The following is a 19099-nucleotide window of genomic DNA, read 5'->3' as shown; positions in this document are numbered from 1 at the left end:
CGGAACTAATGCGTGATCTTGAAAGCCAGGGACAACTGGTGAAATTACCGATAAGAAGGGAAAGGGCCTTCCCACGAATAGTAAAAGAAAGGCCCCAAAAATACAGTAAGGCCCGTAGATAAACTGCCAGTCAGTCGCTTAACTGACTGGCATTACCCGTTAACGTTGCTGTTTTTGGATATCGATTATTTTAAGCAGGTCAATGATACCTACGGTCATGCCAGCGGTGATGAATTGATCGCCAGTTTTGCCCGTATGCTGAGCGCCGCTATTCGGCCCAGCGACATCCTTTGCCGCTGGGGTGGGGAGGAATTCGTGATTGCGGCTTATGACCTGACGGCTGAGCAATCCGAAGCCATGGCTGAAGCGCTGCGGCACCTTACGGAATCCACGGCGCTGACGCTGTCCGACGGCCGGAAAATCCATTTTACGGCCAGTATTGGCGTTGCCATGTTTCCCCAACATGAAGGCGGCAATATTTACGATCTGATCGGGCTGGCGGACGAGCAGTTGTATAAAGCGAAAGCACAGGGGCGTAATCGCGTCTGTATGCGTCTGGTCGAAGAGGTCTGACTCTTCCCTTGACCTTCCCCTTACTGGAACGTCTACCCTCAAAGTTACTGTGACTGATTGAGGGGTTGTGATGAAGAAAGTCCATTTGTTATTAACGGCAGCGTTGCTGGTTCCGTTTCTCTCGTTCGCGGCCGACAGCGCGCATAGCGGCCACGGTGCTACAAACGACGCGTCGTCCTCCCAGCAGGCGTACATGAAAGGGATGGATGCGATGCATAGCGAGATGATGGAAGGGATGCAGTCCAGCGACCCTGATATTGCCTTTGCCAAAGGGATGATTGCGCATCACCGTGGCGCGATTGATATGGCAAAAACGGAGCTGCAATACGGCAAAGACCCGGAGTTGCGTAAGCTGGCGGAAGAGATTATCAAAGCCCAGCAGCCGGAGATCGACCAAATGGAAGCCTGGTTGAAGAAGCAGAACAAGCCGTAAATTTACCCATGGCGCTTCTTCTGAGAGGCGTCATTTTGTTTTTACCAGGCCGTGGAGTGGGCGGCTTCGCACGATTGGTAAAAATTTAGTGACTGTTTTCACAGAATAAAACGTAGAGATAGCTTTCTCCGCGTGAACTTGTTAGAAAACAGCAAAGGACGTCACCAGAATTTTCTGGGCGAGACCTGGATAAAGCAGCGTATAGCACGCTGCTTTATCCAGGTTTTTTTTTGCTTATTTTCCAGCTGGCCAGCGGATAACAAGCGGGATGACGTGTATCAGGCAGTTGCAGCCATTGACGAAACGGGAAGTCATTATGAATAGCAAAGTGCTCGCTGAAAATATTCTGAGGTTGGTCGGGGGAGAGGCGAACGTTTCGACTCTGGTGCATTGTGCAACACGCTTGCGCTTTAAGATTGTCGATCACGGTAAGGTGGATGTGGCTGCGCTTGAGGCACTAGAAGGCGTTATTACGGTTATCAACGCATCAGGACAATTGCAGGTGGTGATCGGGAACCGCGTGCCGGAGGTATATCGCGCGTTTGGTGCGATCTCCAAATTGCTGGAGGACGGTGACGGGAAACGTCAGGCGGTAGAAAGTGAGGCATCAACGTCTGCGATGGGGCGGCTGATCGATCTGGTTGCCGGAATCTTTACCCCCTTGCTGGGGGCGATGGCGGCGGCAGGTGTGCTAAAAGGGGCGCTGGCTATCGTCATTGCGCTCGGCTGGCTGAATACCAAAGAAAGCACCTATGTCATCCTGCATGCCGCGTCTGACAGCCTGTTTTACTTCCTGCCGATGCTGCTGGCGATTACCTCCGCGCGTAAATTTGAAACCAACATTTTCGTGGCGGTGTCGATTGCCGGTGCGCTGGTTTACCCGACGATTCAGGGGCTATTTGATGCCGGTCAGCCCGTGACGTTCTTCGGCCTGCCCGTCGTCATGATGAAATACACCTCCTCGGTGATTCCGATTATCTTCAGCGTGTGGCTGATGTCGTATATCGAGCGTTTCCTGAATCGCCATATTCACGAAAGCGTACGCAATATTCTGACGCCGTTCTTCCTGCTGGTGCTGATGGTGCCGCTCACGCTAATGACCATCGGGCCGATTGGTATCTCGGCCAGTAAGCTGATTGCGTCGGTGTTTGTCAGTATCTATAGCTTCAACCCGATTATTGCCGGGGCGCTGATTGCGGCGGCGTGGCAGATTTTAGTGATCTTCGGCGTGCATTGGGGCTTCGTGACCGTATTTATTAATGACCTGTCGGTCATGGGACACAGCTACCTCAAAGCGGCATCCAGCCCGTCGGTCTTCGCTCAGTCTGGTGCGCTGTTGGGCGTCATGGTGCGCACCAAAGATAAAAAGCTCAAAGCACTGGCGGGCAGTACCTTTATCGCCTCGCTGTTTGGCATCACGGAACCCGGCGTTTACGGCGTCACGCTGAAGCTGAAAAAACCGTTTATCTGTGCGGTGATCGCAGCTGCACTGGGGGGCGCGATCGTCGGTTACGCGAAAAGCTCGGCGATCTCCATGGGGATGCCCGGCTTGCTGACGCTGCCGATTTTCTACGGCGAGGGCTTTATCGGCTTCCTCATCGGCTGTGCGATTGCTTTCGTGGCCAGTTTTGTACTGACGGTTATCGTTGGGTTCGATGAACCGACGCAGCCAGCCGAAAGCACGCCTGCTCCAACGCATTCACCCACCACGACACCGGCGGCTCCAGTATCGCGCCAGCAGGCCAATGCTGTGCCTCTACCGCTGAAAGACGCACCGGAGACGGCGGAACAGCTGGGGTCGCCAGCAAAAGGTGAACTGATCTTGCTGGAAGAGGTAAATGACAAGGTGTTCTCTTCCGGCGTCGTCGGGCAGGGGGTCGCCATTCTGCCACAGGAAGGTCGTATCTATTCGCCGGTGGACGGCATGATTGCCAGCACGTTCGAAAGCGGCCATGCCGTCGGTATTCTCTCGCAAAAGGGTGCGGAGATTCTGATTCATGTCGGCATCAACACGGTACAGCTGGAAGGCCAGCATTATCAGATGCACGTTGCAGAAGGCGATAAAGTGACAAAAGGCCAACTGCTGCTGGAGTTCGATCTGGACGCGATCCAGAAGGCGGGCTACGACACGGTGACGCCGATGGTGATCACGAATGCGGAAGAATACCGCGTATTCAGCCTGGGTGCGGCACGTCAGCAGCAGGCCGGAGAGACGGTTATTGCGCTGGCGTAGGACGGTGAATGATAGGGCATCGCCGCCAGATAACACGTGGCGGCGTGCGGCTCAAGACGTCTAAGGAAACCTAAATGATGAAGAAGACACCTCTGGTCGCGGCGATGTTGGCGGCACTTTCGCTGTCTGGTCAGGCGGTGAGTGCCGATTTTTCCGCTCAGATCGCCAGTCCGCGTCCGAATGTGGTGCTGATTGTGGCGGAGGACATGAATCCCCGTCTGGGCGCATACGGGGATACACAGGCGCGAACGCCGAATCTGGATGCGCTGGCAAAAGAGTCCGTTGTCTTTACGCAAGCCTTCACGATGGCGGGCGTATCGGCCCCGTCGCGAGCGGGGCTGATTACCGGCATGTTTCAACATACGACCGGGTTGCAGCACATGCGCACGGCGACCCGACCCGCAGGCGGCTATTTAGGCGTGCCGCCTTCTTATGTGAAAGGCTATCCCGAACTGCTGCGCCGCAGTGGTTACTTCACCTATAACGACACCAAGACGGATTACCAGTTTACGAAAGGTCATGCCGATGTTGGCCCTTTCACCCTGTGGACGCGCCACGGGGAGTACAGCAGCATGGACGATCTGCATATTCAACTGGCCTGGCGTAATTATGATCTGAAGGGCAAGCCGTTCTTCATGAATTTCAACCCGCAGATTACGCATGAATCGGCGCTCTTTACGGCGGAAAACCACCCGGCGGGCCAATCGCGCTTCGTCAAACAGTGGGATACCTTTCGCCAGCAATACCGTTATACGCCAACGGATCCGCAACGTCTGACGCTGGAGCCTTATCTGCGGGATACGCCGCAAACCCGGCGCGAACTGGCGCAGCATTACGACAATATTCATATTATGGATATGCAGGTCGGTAAGTTGCTGGACGGGCTGAAAAAAGACGGGCTGTGGGATAACACCATCGTCATCTTCACGGCGGATAACGGTGATGGAATTCCGCGCCATAAGCGTGAGGGCTACGACTCCGGCACTCATGTCCCGCTGATGGTGCATATCCCCGAAAAATATCGTCCGGCAGGTTGGCTGGCGGAAGGGAGCAAGAGCGATCGGCTGGTGTCTTTCGAGGATCTGGCGCCGACCATTCTGGGGTTCGCCGACATCAAACAGCCTGACTATATGCGCGGTATCAGTCTGGCGCAGGACTTCGCGCCGCAGCGCCAGTTTGTCTACGGCGTGCGCGGGCGGATGGATGAATACGACATGCGCGCCTATTTTGTCCGGGATCGTGACTATCAATATGTCCGTAATCTGGCGACCACACCGGGGGGCATCGGCATTGCTTTCCGCAACGCGCTCGGCTCGATGAAGGATTTGAATGCGGCGCGTGAGCAGCAGCAACTGAGCGCCGAGCAGCAAAGCTGGTTTGCCGATCGTCCGGCGGAAGAGCTTTACGATCTGCGACGCGATCCTTTGCAGTTGCATAACCTGGCGGCCGATCCGGCTCAACACGCCGTGCTGGTGCGGATGCGCGAGGAGATGGATCGCTGGCGCAACCGTGCGAACGACATGAATCTGATCGCGGAAGATCAGATGGTGGCAGATCTGCTGGATGAGCAGGGCAAGCAGCGCGCCACGCTGACGCCAGTGGCGCAGTGGGATGCGGTCAGCAACAAAATTTATCTGGCTAACCGTACGCAGGATGCGTCCATTGGCTACAGCTGGGATGGCAAAGAGTGGGAGCTGTACACGGGCAGCATCACGCCGCTGAAGAGCGCATCACAGCTGCAATTCAAGGCGATTCGCTATGGCTGGCAGGAAAGCCCGGTCGGGACGTTGGCCGTTCAGCCGTGAAAATAGGCCTGTGAATCTATTCATTCCCGCAGGAAAGAGAACATCGTGAGTCGGTAAGTTAAGTCGAGGTGCCAATGAGTCAATCTATTGCTAATTTTCAGTTGATGGCCAAGCCTTCAGGATCCGTGTGCAATATCGATTGCTCATACTGTTTTTATCTGGAGAAGGAACATCTTTATCCCGAGCGGAAAAGCCGCTGGAAGATGGATGGCGACACGCTGGAAAACTATGTACGAAAGAACATCAGTAGTCAGCAGGCACCCGTTGTTGATTTCCCGTGGCAGGGGGGCGAGCCGACGCTGCTGGGTATCGATTTCTTCCGCGAAGCGGTGCGGCTACAGAATAAATACCGTGGCACAAAGCAGATCAATAATTTCTTTCAGACCAACGGCACCAATATTGATGACGACTGGGCGCGTTTTCTGAAAGAGAACCAGTTTCTGGTGGGATTGTCGATTGACGGTGACCGTATCAGCAATGATGCGCATCGCCTCACGCGGGCAGGGAAAAGCACCTTTGATGACGTGATGAAGGGGCTGGAAGCGCTGAAGCGTCATCGGGTCGAGTTTAATACTCTGACGGTGGTGAATGCGGAAAACGTGAAACGCCCGCTGGATGTGTACCAGTTTCTGAAACGCATCGGCAGCCGTTACATGCAGTTCATTCCGCTGGTGGAACGCCGCGCGGCTCAGCCGGATGACAACGGACTGGTGCTGATTCAGCCGGACTTTTCGGGTCAATGCAGCGTGACGGAGTGGTCAGTGCCTGCCAACGCGTATGGCCGTTTCCTGAATACGATTTTTGACCATTGGGTTCAGCACGATCTGGGCAATGTGTTTGTTATGAATTTTGAACAAACGCTGACCAAAATGACCGGGCAGCTTAGCGCCTGCGTCATCAACGAAACCTGCGGCGGCAATCTGATTGTGGAAGCGAACGGCGACGTGTATTCCTGCGACCATTTCGTTTATCCCGAAAATAAGCTCGGCAATATTAATCAGGACGATCTGGCGTCGCTGGTGAATTCGCCGCAAAACCTCGCCTTTGGCGAAAATAAGCGAAAAAACATCAGCAAAGATTGCCTGACCTGTGAAGTGAAAGCGGTTTGTCATGGCGGCTGCCCGAAGCACCGGTTTGAAATTTCCAGCGATGGGCGACCGAATAAAAACTATTTCTGCGATGGCTTTAAAACGCACCTATTCCATGTGTTACCACGCATGAATGCCTTGCTCTCTCAATTGGGACGCCAGGAATCAATGAAGAAAATAAGAAGGAATATAAAAGCCGAGTTTTATTAACCGATGCCGAATACTCTTCGAGCGCTCTGGGAAGGGATGGCATAAAAGGAAAAACGATGAAAAGAAACAGACTTCTGGCCGCGATTACGCTGGCCTGTATGCAAGCGGCAGGGGGACAGGCTGCCGCGGCGACTTCCCCTGCAACGACTACGCCGTCGGCTGATGGCAAACAACCCAACGTGGTTTACATCATTCTTGACGATCAGCGTTACGACGCGTTCGGCTTCCTGAATTCGGCTATTCACACGCCGAATATGGATAGCATCGCCAAAGAAGGGACGTATTTTAAGAATGCGTTCGTGACCACTTCGCTGTGCTCTCCCAGCCGCGCCAGCATCCTGACGGGGATGTACGTGCATAATCATGGCGTATCGGATAACAATCCGTCCGATCTCTCTCATCTGAATTATTTCCCGGAACTGCTGCGCGACAACGGCTATCAGACCGGTTTCTTTGGCAAATGGCACTTCGGCGGCGCGGATAAAACGGCCACGAAAGGCTTCGCTGGCTTCGATCGCTGGGTAGGGCTGCTGGGGCAAGGTAGCTATTATCCGATTGATAGCTACGGCAAGCCGACCATGCTCAATATTGATGGCAAGATGGTGCCGCAAAAAGGCTACATCACCGATGAACTGACGGATTACGCCGTAGACTGGCTGAACACGCTCGATAAGAAAAAGCCGTTCATGATGTATCTGTCGCATAAAGGTGTGCACTCCGATTTCCTGCCCGCCAAACGCCACCGTGGCAGCATGAAAGAAGTGACCTTCCCAGTGCCGGATACCTATGCCGATACGCCGGAAAACTATGCCGGTAAACCGATGTGGGTGAAGAACCAGCGTAACAGCTGGCACGGCGTGGATTATCCCTACAACACGGATATGGATCTTCAGCAGTATCAGCGCGACTACTATGAAACGCTGCGCTCGGTGGATGACAGCGTAGGGCGCGTGCGCGACTGGCTGCAAAAGCAGGGTCTGGATAAGAACACCATTATCATGGTGATGGGGGATAACGGCTTTATGTTCGGCGAACATGGGCTGATCGATAAGCGTAATGCCTATGAAGAGTCGATCCGCGTGCCGCTGATTGCCTCCGGGCCGGGCTTCGCCAAAGACAAAGTGGTGGAAGACATCGTCAGAAACATCGACGTGGCCCCCACCATTCTGGAAGCCGCCGGCGTTGCCGCGCCGAAGCATTACGACGGGCAGAGCTTCTGGCGTCTGGGACTGGATGGCTATACCGTGCCGAAGCGCAAAGACTACTTCGTCTATGAATACTTCTGGGAATACAGCTTCCCGCAGACGCCAACCACGTTTGCGATCCGCACGCCGGAATACAAATACATCCAATATTACGGCGTGTGGGATAAAGAAGAGCTTTACGACATGCAGAACGATCGGGAAGAGAAGCACAACCTGATCGATTCGACCGATGACAAGATCGTGAATGTCAAAATCGCGCTGCGCAAAAAGCTGTATGAAGAGCTGAGTAATCGGCAGGGGAAAAATGTGATCCCGTATAACCAACGCACAGGGCAAGGACAGGTCTATCGCTATGAAGGCACCGGTGAGCAGCTTGCGCCGTTCCCACGCGAATGGCTGAAAGGATATAACCACGAGGAGATTCTCGCCGGATTTATCCCCGATCAGGTCGGTAAAGAAGCGAAGGTGAAAGCGTCGAATGAAGCCGTGAAGAAGAGCGCCCCTCAGCTAAAAGAGCTGATGGATAAATAATCCATCATCATTAATCAGACGGCGCTGTGTGAATACGCCGTCTGATTTCTCTATCATCTTATGTTCTATAGGGTTACAGCGATTTTCCGTTGCTGTTAATCACATCCTGATACCAGTAGAAGCTGTCTTTGCGCCGACGCTCCAGCGTGCCTTTACCGTCATCATCGCGATCCACATGAATAAAGCCGTAGCGTTTTGACATCTGCGCCGTCCCCGCGCTGACCAGATCGATCGGTCCCCAGCTGGTGTAGCCCAGCAGTTCGACGCCATCGTCGATGGCTTCACGCACCTGAATCAGATGGCGACGCAGGTAATCAATGCGGTAGCTGTCGTGAATGCTGCCGTCCTCTTCCACCACGTCGCGTGCACCCAGACCGTTTTCCACGATGAACAGCGGCTTCTGATAGCGGTCATACAGCTCGTTCAGCAGGAAGCGCAGGCCTTCGGGGTCGATCTGCCAGCCCCATTCGGAGGCTTCAAGGTGTGGGTTAGGAATCAGACGGATGATATTGCCGCGTGAGGACTGATATTTCTCCGGCTCGAAGGTTGCGCAGCCGCTCATGTAATAGCTGAAGGAGACAAAGTCTACGGTGTGGCTCAGGTCGTCTTTATCCTGCGCGGTAATGGTGAGTTCGACACCATTTTCCCGGAAATAGCGCTGAATCCATGCCGGATAGGTGCCGCGTACCTGCACATCACCGAAGAACAGCCATTCACGGTTCTTGCTCTGCGCTTCCAGTACATCTTTCGGATGGCAGGTCATGGGGTAGCGTACCGCGCCCAATAGCATGTTGCCGATTTTGGCATCCGGGATAATGTCGTGGCAGGCTTTTACCGCGCGTGCGCTGGCAACCAACTGGTGGTGGATAGCCTGATAAATATCCTGTTTTGAAGGTTCACCGTCTAGCCCGATGCCCGTAAAGGGTGAATGCAGCGCCATATTGATTTCATTGAAGGTCAGCCAGTGCTTCACTTTGTCTTTATAGCGGCTGAAAACGGTACGGGCGTACTTCTCAAAATGGTCGATGACGGCACGGTTGCTCCAGCCCCCCAGCTTTTTCACCAGCCCGTAAGGCATTTCATAGTGCGACAGCGTAATCAGCGGCTGAATCTGGTGCTTTGCCATTTCATCGAACAGGCGATCGTAGAAGGCCAGACCGGCTTCACAAGGTTCCGCTTCATCACCTTCTGGGTAAATGCGCGTCCAGGCAATCGAGGTGCGTAACACCTTGAACCCCATTTCGGCAAACAGCTGAATATCCTGTGGGTATTGATGATAAAAATCGATGGCCCGATCTTTGATGCAGCTAATGCTCTCATCGCGTTCCGTCACCGGACCATGTACGCCCTTTAGCTGAAGATCGGAGGTCGACACGCCTTTACCGTCTTCATTCCATGCGCCTTCAACCTGGTTTGCTGCGACTGAACCGCCCCATAAAAATCCGTCGGGGAATGCTTTCATGGTATTTCTCCTTATCGTTTTCTACATCATTACGCTGCGTCGGGCTTTGGCTCCGCGCTGGGAACCGCCGGACGACAGGCAAAAAAAAACTTGGGCAGAAGAGAGTATCACTACTCACCTCTGCCCAAGTCTCGCCCGCCATTGGCGGTAACGTCTTGTTAGAACACTATACAATCCTGAATATCTGCGGCAATGCCCCCGTCTGGTTATGTGACGCGAGTCACGGCATCTCTGCTGGCATGATTCGCGCCGACAGGCGTTAGGTGTTTTCCCCTAACGCCTGCTGATACGGTAATTACGCTTTCGCTTTCAGTGCTTTGACGACGGCTTCGCCCAGCGCTTGAGCGGATGCTGGGTTTTGGCCAGTGATCAGTCGTCCATCAACGACGACTTTATTTTCAAAGATTGGGGCTTCTTCAAATGTTGCGCCATCCTTTTTCAGTGCCGCTTCAAGTTCAAACGGAACGATCTTGTCGTAATTACGGGACACTTCTTCTTCCGCGGTAAAACCGGTAAGGCGACGGCCTTTAATCAACAGTTCACCATTGCTGAGCTTCACATTCAGCAAGCCTGCCGGACCGTGGCAAACGGCACTGATGATGTCATTTTTCTCGTACATGGTACGCACGATGTTGATCAACTCAGGATTGTTGACGAAATCCCACATTGGTCCATGTCCTCCAACCAGCAGGATCGCGCTATATTTCGCGGGATCAACCTTTGCCAGCGGGATTGAATTAGCCAGTTTGTTGCGGTGTTCCGGGTTAGTCCAGAAATCCAGGCTTGCCCGATCTTTGAGATCGAATCCGTCAAACGGAGGCATCCCGCCTTTGGGGCTCGCAATATCGTAATCCAGCCCAGCTTTGTCAAAAACCTCGACCGGATGAGTGAGTTCTGGGAACCAGAAGCCGCCAACGAGATCGGGGGTTTTTTTATCCAGACTGGAGACGACGATTAATACCTTCTCTTCTTTCAAATTGGCCTGGGCGAAAACAGGGGAGGCTGCGGCAAACACAGCCATCGCGGCGATAAGACCAGCACAGCGCTTGATGATTGACATAAAAAACTCCTTTCAGCAGGTGGTGATGGTCGCCACTATATCCGTGATAATTGGCTGAAAACAGACGGTAAAAACGGAACGTATTGTTTAAAAAATCGATGTAATCACTTTATATTGTCGTGATAAATTATCGTAAAATGCGTTTGATGATCCCTGTGTTGCATGACGATGAGGAACCCTGATGGGGCAATCCGATAGTTTTGATGGACTGGCAGAATTTCTGGCTATAGCGAAACGTTTGAGCATTCGCAAAGCCGCGCTCGATCTGGGTAAGACGCCGGGAGCGGTGAGCTTGTCGCTCCAGAAACTGGAGCATCGCCTCGGCGTGCTACTTTTCCACCGCACGACGCGCAAGATGGCATTGACGGAAGCAGGGGAAGAGCTGCTGCTAAGAATCGGGCCTGCGGCACACGTTATTGCAACGGGTTTTGAAGATGTGGCTCAATCGGCAAAAAAACCATCGGGGACGTTGAAGCTGATCGTCGAGCGATTAGCATTGCCCCATGTTATCGAGCCGCTCATCCCTGCATTTCGTCAGGCGTGGCCGAATTTGAATATCGATATCACGGTGAGTAATCGTCACGATAACTTCGTCTCTGGAGGCTATGATGCTGGCATTATGATCGGTTCATACATCGAACAGGATATGATTGCAGTACGGCTCTCCCCACCATTTAAGTGGGCGGTATTCGGTTCGCCGGACTATTTCAAAGCGAACGGTAAGCCTAAAGCGACGCGCGATCTCGATCATCACGAATGTATTCGCTTTCGTCGCCCTGAAAAGGGAGATATTTATCGGTGGGAGTTTGTCGAAAATAAAGAAACTGTAAGAGTTGAGCCAGCCGGTACAATTACCGTGAACGATGGCGAGCTCATGCGTAGCCTCGCGGTCAGGAGCGTTGGGCTTATTTACTCATCCACTTTCCATACTTCACGCGAGCTGGCAAACGGCACGCTGGAAGCCGCATTACTCGATCTCTCACCCGGAAATGACGGCCTCTTTCTTTATTTCTCAAGAGCCGCGAGGAATCAACCGAAATTGCGCGCGTTTATCGACGTGTGTTCGCAGATAATTAAGACGTGAATGCGTGGCTTATTCATCCGTTAGTTTTTCGAAGCATACTCAACTGAACCTGTTTTACATTCGTACATGGCAAACAGCGAGTGTGTTTTCTGTGGACCGTAGACGGTGAATGCCAGGAGGTAAACCTCGGGATCGGATAACGTGGGTGAGGCAGCTTTATCAAAAGCAATCACAGGTGTTGCGGTGCCGAGGTGTTCGGGTTGGAACTTAACCCAGCGTGGAATGCGGAGTGTCAGGAAATCGTGCTTCACATAGTCGATGGCTTGCTCATACGTCACCTCAAGACAGGATGGGCCGCTATGCTTGAGGTAATAATTGTAGCCCGCTAAGGCGATGACCGCTGCCGCAACGCAACCAGCCGTTTTGGTTTTCCATCCCATCCCGCTTCTTCCTGATAAACATAAACCGACGCCCAAAAATAAAGGAGCTGCGCTATTAACGCAACTCCTTGAATTTGGTGGCCCCTGCTGGACTTGAACCAGCGACCAAGCGATTATGAGTCGCCTGCTCTAACCACTGAGCTAAGGGGCCGAATGGGCGATGATTATACGGTAATGTGCGGGGGAAGGTCTATAGCCTATCTGCCGGGTGGTGGTTTTATACTCAAGATAGCTTGTTGTTATTCTTATCAGAATTTACGATGGCTGTAGTCAACGGAAGTAGGGAAAGACATGATTACCGATATTCTGGCTATGAATCTTCAGGTTGTTTTCTGTGGCATCAACCCTGGGCTGTCCACTGCCCATCATGGTTACCACTTTGCGAATCCCAGTAATCGCTTCTGGAAAGTGATTTATCAGGCAGGCTTTACCGAACGTTTGCTGACACCCGCGGAAGAACAGCATCTGCTGGATACCGGATGCGGCATCACCATGCTGGTGGAGCGCCCAACGGTTGAAGCCACCGAACTGGGGCGAGACGAGCTGCTGCAAGGCGGCAATGCGATTGTCGAGAAGATGACGCACTATCAGCCGCGTGCGCTGGCGGTGTTAGGGAAGCAGGCGTTCAGTCAGGCGTTTGGTATCAAGAAGGTTTCGTGGGGGCGTCAGGAGCAGCGTATTGGCGAGACGCAGGTTTGGGTACTGCCGAACCCTAGCGGGCTGAATCGTGCGACGCTGGAGTCGCTGGTGGCGTCGTATCAGGAACTGCATCAGGCGTTGCAGAATAAGGCGTGAAACCAATCTGAGCGTTTTGACAGGCAAAAAATAACCCCGGCGGACCGGGGCTATTTATCATGTAGTTATCTGAAGTGTTGATTAGCTGAGGAGTGAATTAATCATCCAGGAAGCTACGCAGCACTTCGGAACGGCTTGGGTGGCGCAGTTTACGCAGTGCTTTCGCTTCGATCTGACGAATACGTTCACGCGTAACGTCAAACTGTTTGCCCACTTCTTCCAGCGTATGGTCGGTGTTCATATCAATACCGAAACGCATGCGCAGGACTTTCGCTTCACGCGCGGTCAGGCCAGCCAGTACGTCGTGTGTCGCAGAACGCAGGCTTTCCGACGTGGCGGAATCCAGCGGCAGCTCCAGCGTCGTATCTTCGATGAAATCGCCCAAATGTGAATCTTCATCATCACCAATCGGGGTTTCCATTGAAATCGGCTCTTTCGCGATTTTCAGCACTTTACGGATCTTATCTTCCGGCATCAGCATACGCTCAGCCAGCTCTTCCGGAGTCGGCTCACGACCCATTTCCTGCAACATCTGACGAGAGATACGGTTCAGCTTGTTGATCGTCTCAATCATGTGTACCGGAATACGGATGGTACGTGCCTGATCGGCGATAGAACGGGTGATCGCCTGACGGATCCACCAGGTCGCATAGGTCGAGAATTTGTAGCCACGGCGATACTCAAACTTATCTACCGCTTTCATCAGACCGATGTTACCTTCCTGAATCAGGTCGAGGAACTGTAAACCACGGTTGGTGTATTTCTTCGCGATAGAAATAACCAGACGCAGGTTAGCTTCCACCATTTCTTTCTTGGCACGACGCGCTTTCGCTTCACCAATCGACATACGGCGGTTGATGTCTTTAACCTGCTCGATCGTCAGGCCAGTTTCTTCTTCGATCTGCTGCAGTTTTTGCAGGCTGCGGGTGACGTCTTCTTCAACATCATTCAGCTTTTCAGACCATGGCTTGCCCATGGCGACTGCTGCGGCAAACCAAGTATTGTTGGTTTCATTGCCAGTGAACATCGTGACGAAGTTTTTCTTCGGCATTTTGCACTGTTCAACACACAGCTTAATGATCAAACGTTCCTGAGTACGAACGCGATCCATCATGGAACGCATGCTGTTAACCAGGAAATCAAACTGTTTTGGCACCAGACGGAACTGTTTGAAGACTTCGGACAGATTCAGGATTTCCTGTGCTGCCAGCGCATGGCTACGACCGTGGGCTTTGATAACCTGACGGGTCGTTTCATATTGCTCACGCAGTTCGGTGAACTTCTCACGTGCCAGCTCAGGATCGATGCTGTTGTCGTCTTCTTCTTCCTCGTCGTCTTCTTCCTCATCGTCATCGTCCATTTCTTCGCTCGAAAGCTCAGAACCAACGTGAGTCGCGGTAGGTGCAATGTCCTCTTCCGCATTAGGATCGACGAAGCCAGTAATCAGGTCGGACAGGCGGCTTTCGCCCGCTTCGACGCGGTCATACTGTTCCAACAGGTAAGTAATGGCTTCAGGATACTCCGCAACAGAGCACTGAACCTGGTTGATACCGTCTTCAATACGCTTGGCGATATCGATCTCGCCTTCGCGCGTCAGCAGTTCAACGGTACCCATTTCACGCATGTACATGCGAACCGGGTCGGTGGTGCGACCAATTTCCGATTCAACACTGGATAGAACCTGCGCAGCAGCCTCTGCCGCATCTTCGTCGGCATCATTGGTGTTTTCGGCTAGCAACAGATCGTCTGCATCCGGTGCTTCTTCCATCACCTGGATGCCCATGTCGTTAATCATCTGGATGATATCTTCGATCTGATCCGAGTCGATGATATCTTCCGGCAGATGGTCATTGACCTCAGCATAGGTCAGGTAGCCTTGCTCCTTACCACGGGTGACAAGCAGCTTCAGCTGTGACTGCGGGTTTTGCTCCATAAGACGGTATCCACACTTCAGAGTATTTGGGTTGGTGTCGGTCAGCGTAGTTCGCTAACAATAGCATTAGGGGTATTTTTCTTATCGCCGCGCCCCTGTAGCGGCTCTTTGCAGGGCTCAACCCTGCTATTTATCGGCAATTAAGCCTCTGTATCAGTGTTTTCTGGTCAACGCCAGTTGCAACGACCAAAGCTCTTTTTTTTCTTTGGCGTTGAGCCCATGCGTTCTGTCACGGGCAATCAATGTTTCTTGTCGCTGTTTCAACAGCTGATCGTAGAGCTCTGCCAGACTGATTCTGAACTTCTCGTCGAGCTCTTCCTCTACGATCATATGGTTCCATGAAGCCATAGTTTCAAGCTGCTTGCGGTACTTGCTGTCGCGATATTTTTCCAACAGCAGACCCATGTTCATCCCAGGGCTGGCATTGCAGGTTTTCACCAAGTCCTGAAACAGGGATAAACCAGCCACTTTGTCTTCTTCAATGCCTTCCAGCGCGAGGTCAGGCACTTCTGCTGACAGTCTTGGATTTTGTACTAAAAGCCCTATAAGTATACGCATAGTTGTGACTTTTAGTTGCGGCGGCTGGTAGGATTGAGCCTGCTCTGCCACTTTTGGGAGCAGTCTGTCCAACTGGCTGTCGTCCAAAATACCTAGCTTGTTGCCGAGCTGCTGGCGCAAATACAGCCGCAGCGTTTCTCCCGGTACCTGGCCTATCAGCGGCAGTGCCAGCGTGCTGAGCTTGGTGCGGCCATCGGGTGAACTCATATCCACCTGCTGTTGCAGCGTCTCAAACAGAAACTGCGACAGCGGCAGAGCCTGTTCCATGCGCTGTTCAAAAGCGACTTTGCCTTCTTGACGCACCAGCGTGTCGGGATCTTCACCGTCTGGCAGGAACATAAAGCGTAGCTGGCGACCATCGTTCAAATAGGGTAGCGCAGTTTCCAGCGCGCGCCATGCCGCTTCACGTCCGGCACGGTCTCCGTCGTAACAACACACCACCAGATCGGTGGCGCGAAATAGTAACTGAATGTGATCGGCGGTCGTGGAGGTACCCAGCGATGCCACCGCATAATCAATACCAAATTGCGCCAGCGCCACCACGTCCATATAACCTTCAACAACCAGCAGTCGTTTGAGTTCTGGGTGATTTTGCTGCGCCTCATACAGGCCGTACAGCTGGCGACCTTTATGAAAAATTTCTGTTTCCGGCGAGTTAAGGTACTTTGGTGTACCGTCGCCTAATACGCGTCCGCCGAAGGCAATGACTCGTCCCCGTTTGTCGCGGATTGGGAACATCACACGCTCGCGGAAGCGGTCATACGTTCGACCCTGATCGTTAGTCACCAGCATGCCGGCATCGTTCAATGTGCTGCGGTCGTCATTATTGCGGCCAAAGCGCTTTAAAACGTTATCCCAGCCGGGCGGAGCGAAGCCAATCGCAAAATGGCTGATCACTTCTGCGCTTAAACCGCGCTGTTGCAGATACTGCAACGCTGGCGTACCGACTGATTGGCTTAGTGCTTGTTGATAGAACCCACTGAGCTGTCCCATCAATTCGTACAGACTTTGCCGTTGGTGACGCTCTAACTGGGTTGGGCCAGTGCCGGTTTCATAAGGCACTTCGAGGCCGTATTGGGTGGCAAGTTCTTCAATGGTTTCAACGAATTCTAGACGATCGTAATTCATCAAAAAGTCTATGGCGTTGCCGTGTGCGCCACAGCCAAAACAGTGATAGAACTGTTTGTCACCGTTTACGGTGAATGAGGGGGTTTTCTCGTGATGGAACGGGCAGCACGCATGATAGTTTTTGCCCTGCTTTTTCAGTTTGACGCGCGCGTCAATGAGATCGACGATGTCGGTGCGAGCCAGCAGGTCATTAATAAATACGCGTGGGATTCGTCCAGCCATAAGCCCCTGGTGTATACCCTTCTGTAAGGTGATTACATTGGATATAGCTTATAAACGACAACAAGCCGCGCTTCCTTTCGGAAAGCACGGCCTTACGTATGCAACTGCTAAGTCTGCGGATTAATCACGCGTTGGAGGGAAACCCTCCTGAAAATTAATACAGACGAGTGCGGCGTGCGTTTTCTCGAGCCAATTTCTTCGCGTGACGTTTCACTGCAGAAGCTTTAGCGCGCTTACGTTCGGTCGTTGGTTTTTCATAAAACTCACGACGACGAACTTCAGCCAGAACGCCTGCTTTTTCACAGGAACGTTTGAAGCGACGCAGAGCTACGTCGAACGGCTCGTTTTCACGTACTTTAATTACCGGCATGTGCCTCTCACCTCAATAAATTCGGTTTGCCGCTGGCCTTGTGCCAGCCTTTTCAAAATGGTGCGGAATTCTACTGCAAACGTGACGCCTTTGTAAAGCATTGCGGTGATCATAAAACACCCAACCGCGGCCAGAGCAGAAATCAGGTCGCTTATGGTAGACTATCCACAGTTTGAAGCAAGCGGCATTCAACGGGCGCTTGTATCGTCATCAAAGTAGGAACAGCAATGCGCGTATTGGGTATCGAAACATCCTGTGATGAAACCGGCGTGGCCATTTATGACACAGAGACCGGTTTGCTCGCTAATCAGTTATACAGTCAGGTCAAATTACATGCTGATTACGGCGGCGTAGTGCCTGAGCTCGCCTCACGCGATCACGTGCGCAAAACGGTTCCGTTAATTCAGGCGGCGCTGCGCGAAGCTGGGCTACAGGCTGACGATATCGATGGTGTGGCTTACACCGCTGGTCCAGGTTTGGTCGGTGCGTTATTGGTGGGTGCGACGATTGGTAGGTCATTGGCATTCGCTTGGGGTGTGCCGGCGATTCCTGTGCATCATATGGAAGGGCATTTGCTGGCACCGATGTTGGAAGATAACCCGCCAGCGTTTCCCTTCGTGGCACTGCTGGTTTCTGGTGGCCATACGCAGCTCATCAGCGTGACAGGTATTGGTGAATATCGTCTGCTGGGCGAGTCGATTGATGACGCGGCGGGTGAGGCGTTTGATAAAACGGCGAAATTGCTGGGATTAGATTATCCCGGTGGTCCAATGCTATCGAAAATGGCGCAGGCTGGGGATTCCCAACGCTTCACGTTTCCGCGCCCGATGACCGATCGGCCGGGGCTGGATTTCAGCTTCTCTGGGCTAAAAACGTTTGCGGCTAATACGATTCGTAGCAACGGCGATGACGATCAAACGCGTGCCGATATTGCACGTGCCTTTGAAGATGCCGTTGTAGATACGCTGGCGATAAAATGTCGTCGCGCGCTGGATGAGACGGGCTTTAAACGACTAGTCATGGCGGGGGGCGTGAGTGCAAACCGGACGCTGCGCCAGCGCTTAGGTGAAGTGATGGCGAAACGCGGTGGTGAAGTGTTTTATGCACGCCCCGAATTCTGCACAGATAACGGGGCAATGATTGCTTATGCGGGCAGTGTACGTCTGGTTCATGGTGCGAGCCAGACGCTGGGCGTATCCGTTCGGCCACGTTGGCCATTGGCTGAACTGCCTGCGGTGTGAGGCCTTAAGCGCAATAGTCGCTACGTGTAGCGGGTCTACACGTAGCGAAGAAAACGTAGTAAAAAATACGTAGCAAAGAACGAATGACAAAAAGCGATAGCGGACGAGCGGGTTACAGCTCTTGTTCGAATAGCACCAGAATAGCTTCGTAAAGCTGTTTGACGCTGAAGCCTCTTGCTGGGGTGGTGAAGATGGTGTCATCCCCTGCGATGGTGCCGAGAATACCTTCTGACTTCCCAAGTGAGTCCAGCAGGCGAGCAATGAGCTGCGCGGCTCCAGGGCTGGTATGGATCACGACAACGGCATCATTGTAATCTACGTCCAGCACAAGATTCTTCAGCGGGCTGGACGTCGTCGGAACGCCAAGTTCAGCAGGGAGACAATACACCATCTCCATTTTGGCATTGCGCGTGCGTACGGCACCAAATTTCGTTAGCATGCGTGACACTTTGGATTGATTGATATTTTCAAATCCTTCGTCTTGCAATGCCTGAACAATTTCACTTTGAGAACTGAACTTCTCTTCCTTTAACAGCGCTTTGAACGCTTTAACGAGGTCTTCTTGTTTTGTCGAATTTCGCATTCTGCACCGGATTAATTGTTATGGTTAATCTTCCTATTATGCAGTTGTGTGAATTTTTATGCAATTAAGTCGCGTATAATTCCAGTCCCTTTCATCAGATATGCGTTAGTCGCTGTTTTCAAAAAAAATCGACTCTCGGGTAGTCCGAAAAATGCGTCCTGCGTCACATAAAAGTAAATCAAATGTTATCAGAATGATGTTGTTT

17 protein-coding genes and 1 tRNA gene are annotated in these 19099 nt (G+C 52.6%); 10 read left to right on the top strand and 8 right to left on the bottom strand.

The genetic code is table 11. The features are described from left to right. From Q3A88_RS07290 to Q3A88_RS07260, 7 genes are all read left to right on the top strand, one after another. The coding region (locus Q3A88_RS07290) for a hypothetical protein (RefSeq protein ID WP_317177660.1) at window positions 1-122 on the top strand (122 nt) is incomplete at its 5' end. Between the two features lies 1 nt (window position 123). Further along, entirely contained in the window at window positions 124-573 is a 450-nt protein-coding gene (locus tag Q3A88_RS07285; protein ID WP_317177659.1) for a GGDEF domain-containing protein, read from the top strand. Window positions 574-643: 70 nt separating this feature from the next. Next, the gene (locus Q3A88_RS07280; protein WP_110163463.1) at window positions 644-1006 is read left to right on the top strand and encodes a DUF305 domain-containing protein; all 363 of its coding nucleotides are present in this window, start codon (window positions 644-646) and stop codon (window positions 1004-1006) included. 316 nt (window positions 1007-1322) lie between these two features. Then, window positions 1323-3239 carry a beta-glucoside-specific PTS transporter subunit IIABC gene (locus Q3A88_RS07275; protein ID WP_233989603.1) on the top strand — a complete coding sequence of 639 codons (1917 nt, stop codon included), beginning with the start codon at window positions 1323-1325 and terminating at the stop codon, window positions 3237-3239. A gap of 74 nt (window positions 3240-3313) precedes the next feature. Beyond that, window positions 3314-5044: a sulfatase gene (locus Q3A88_RS07270; RefSeq protein WP_110163465.1), complete on the top strand. Its 1731-nt coding sequence runs from the start codon at window positions 3314-3316 to the stop codon at window positions 5042-5044. Window positions 5045-5118: 74 nt separating this feature from the next. Then, window positions 5119-6342, top strand: coding sequence for an anaerobic sulfatase maturase (locus tag Q3A88_RS07265; RefSeq protein ID WP_317177657.1), 1224 nt, complete (start codon window positions 5119-5121; stop codon window positions 6340-6342). Between the two features lie 56 nt (window positions 6343-6398). Beyond that, entirely contained in the window at window positions 6399-8078 is a 1680-nt protein-coding gene (locus Q3A88_RS07260) for a sulfatase (RefSeq protein ID WP_039548149.1), read from the top strand. Window positions 8079-8151: 73 nt separating this feature from the next. Here Q3A88_RS07260 and Q3A88_RS07255 read toward each other — a convergent pair whose 3' ends face one another. Further along, window positions 8152-9540: a 6-phospho-beta-glucosidase gene (locus Q3A88_RS07255; RefSeq protein ID WP_317177656.1), complete on the bottom strand. Its 1389-nt coding sequence runs from the start codon at window positions 9538-9540 to the stop codon at window positions 8152-8154. Window positions 9541-9835: 295 nt separating this feature from the next. Next, the gene (locus Q3A88_RS07250; protein WP_039282323.1) at window positions 9836-10600 is read right to left on the bottom strand and encodes a type 1 glutamine amidotransferase domain-containing protein; all 765 of its coding nucleotides are present in this window, start codon (window positions 10598-10600) and stop codon (window positions 9836-9838) included. Between the two features lie 181 nt (window positions 10601-10781). On the opposite strand from Q3A88_RS07250, the gene Q3A88_RS07245 reads away from it, so the two are divergent. Continuing rightward, the gene (locus Q3A88_RS07245) at window positions 10782-11684 is read left to right on the top strand and encodes a LysR family transcriptional regulator (protein WP_039496857.1); all 903 of its coding nucleotides are present in this window, start codon (window positions 10782-10784) and stop codon (window positions 11682-11684) included. Window positions 11685-11704: 20 nt separating this feature from the next. On the opposite strand, the gene Q3A88_RS07240 is transcribed toward Q3A88_RS07245, so the two are convergent. Together Q3A88_RS07240 and Q3A88_RS07235 are read right to left on the bottom strand one after the other, a co-directional pair. Beyond that, window positions 11705-12064, bottom strand: coding sequence for a YebF family protein (locus tag Q3A88_RS07240; RefSeq protein WP_110163468.1), 360 nt, complete (start codon window positions 12062-12064; stop codon window positions 11705-11707). A gap of 75 nt (window positions 12065-12139) precedes the next feature. Then, a tRNA-Ile gene (locus Q3A88_RS07235) sits at window positions 12140-12215 on the bottom strand. Window positions 12216-12355: 140 nt separating this feature from the next. Here Q3A88_RS07235 and mug point away from each other — a divergent pair. Beyond that, window positions 12356-12859: a G/U mismatch-specific DNA glycosylase gene (gene mug / locus Q3A88_RS07230; RefSeq protein WP_039282307.1), complete on the top strand. Its 504-nt coding sequence runs from the start codon at window positions 12356-12358 to the stop codon at window positions 12857-12859. A gap of 97 nt (window positions 12860-12956) precedes the next feature. On the opposite strand, the gene rpoD is transcribed toward mug, so the two are convergent. The 3 genes from rpoD to rpsU all read right to left on the bottom strand — a co-directional run bounded on the left by rpoD (window position 12957) and on the right by rpsU (window position 17070). After that, window positions 12957-14792, bottom strand: a complete 1836-nt coding sequence (gene rpoD, locus Q3A88_RS07225) for an RNA polymerase sigma factor RpoD (protein WP_014914103.1) — start codon at window positions 14790-14792, stop codon at window positions 12957-12959. Between the two features lie 153 nt (window positions 14793-14945). Beyond that, window positions 14946-16700, bottom strand: a complete 1755-nt coding sequence (dnaG, locus tag Q3A88_RS07220; protein ID WP_110163469.1) for a DNA primase — start codon at window positions 16698-16700, stop codon at window positions 14946-14948. Window positions 16701-16854: 154 nt separating this feature from the next. Then, a complete protein-coding gene (gene rpsU / locus Q3A88_RS07215) occupies window positions 16855-17070 on the bottom strand; it encodes a 30S ribosomal protein S21 (protein ID WP_001144069.1) in 216 nt (71 codons plus the stop codon). A 227-nt stretch (window positions 17071-17297) separates the two neighbouring features. Here rpsU and tsaD point away from each other — a divergent pair, with 227 nt between their 5' ends. Next, entirely contained in the window at window positions 17298-18311 is a 1014-nt protein-coding gene (tsaD, locus tag Q3A88_RS07210; RefSeq protein ID WP_039274184.1) for a tRNA (adenosine(37)-N6)-threonylcarbamoyltransferase complex transferase subunit TsaD, read from the top strand. Between the two features lie 112 nt (window positions 18312-18423). On the opposite strand, the gene argR is transcribed toward tsaD, so the two are convergent. Then, the gene (gene argR / locus Q3A88_RS07205; RefSeq protein ID WP_010283010.1) at window positions 18424-18894 is read right to left on the bottom strand and encodes a transcriptional regulator ArgR; all 471 of its coding nucleotides are present in this window, start codon (window positions 18892-18894) and stop codon (window positions 18424-18426) included. Window positions 18895-19099 lie beyond the last annotated feature (205 nt).

This window comes from Pectobacterium sp. HCp5_1 (assembly GCF_032905925.1).
Classification (GTDB): domain Bacteria; phylum Pseudomonadota; class Gammaproteobacteria; order Enterobacterales; family Enterobacteriaceae; genus Pectobacterium; species Pectobacterium brasiliense_A.
The sequence above is the reverse complement of the archived record's forward strand: the minus strand, read 5'-3'. Positions and strand labels throughout refer to the sequence as shown.

Bases quoted from the DNA above. Each gene is read 5' to 3' on its own strand.
- argR (WP_010283010.1), bottom strand. From the start codon at position 18,894: ATGCGAAATTCGACAAAACAAGAAGACCTCGTTAAAGCGTTCAAAGCG.
- Q3A88_RS07250 (WP_039282323.1), bottom strand. From the start codon at position 10,600: ATGTCAATCATCAAGCGCTGTGCTGGTCTTATCGCCGCGATGGCTGTG.
- tsaD (WP_039274184.1), top strand. From the start codon at position 17,298: ATGCGCGTATTGGGTATCGAAACATCCTGTGATGAAACCGGCGTGGCC.
- mug (WP_039282307.1), top strand. From the start codon at position 12,356: ATGATTACCGATATTCTGGCTATGAATCTTCAGGTTGTTTTCTGTGGC.
- Q3A88_RS07280 (WP_110163463.1), top strand. From the start codon at position 644: ATGAAGAAAGTCCATTTGTTATTAACGGCAGCGTTGCTGGTTCCGTTT.
- rpsU (WP_001144069.1), bottom strand. From the start codon at position 17,070: ATGCCGGTAATTAAAGTACGTGAAAACGAGCCGTTCGACGTAGCTCTG.
- Q3A88_RS07270 (WP_110163465.1), top strand. From the start codon at position 3,314: ATGATGAAGAAGACACCTCTGGTCGCGGCGATGTTGGCGGCACTTTCG.
- dnaG (WP_110163469.1), bottom strand. From the start codon at position 16,700: ATGGCTGGACGAATCCCACGCGTATTTATTAATGACCTGCTGGCTCGC.
- Q3A88_RS07245 (WP_039496857.1), top strand. From the start codon at position 10,782: ATGGGGCAATCCGATAGTTTTGATGGACTGGCAGAATTTCTGGCTATA.
- Q3A88_RS07275 (WP_233989603.1), top strand. From the start codon at position 1,323: ATGAATAGCAAAGTGCTCGCTGAAAATATTCTGAGGTTGGTCGGGGGA.
- Q3A88_RS07260 (WP_039548149.1), top strand. From the start codon at position 6,399: ATGAAAAGAAACAGACTTCTGGCCGCGATTACGCTGGCCTGTATGCAA.
- rpoD (WP_014914103.1), bottom strand. From the start codon at position 14,792: ATGGAGCAAAACCCGCAGTCACAGCTGAAGCTGCTTGTCACCCGTGGT.
- Q3A88_RS07265 (WP_317177657.1), top strand. From the start codon at position 5,119: ATGAGTCAATCTATTGCTAATTTTCAGTTGATGGCCAAGCCTTCAGGA.
- Q3A88_RS07255 (WP_317177656.1), bottom strand. From the start codon at position 9,540: ATGAAAGCATTCCCCGACGGATTTTTATGGGGCGGTTCAGTCGCAGCA.
- Q3A88_RS07240 (WP_110163468.1), bottom strand. From the start codon at position 12,064: ATGGGATGGAAAACCAAAACGGCTGGTTGCGTTGCGGCAGCGGTCATC.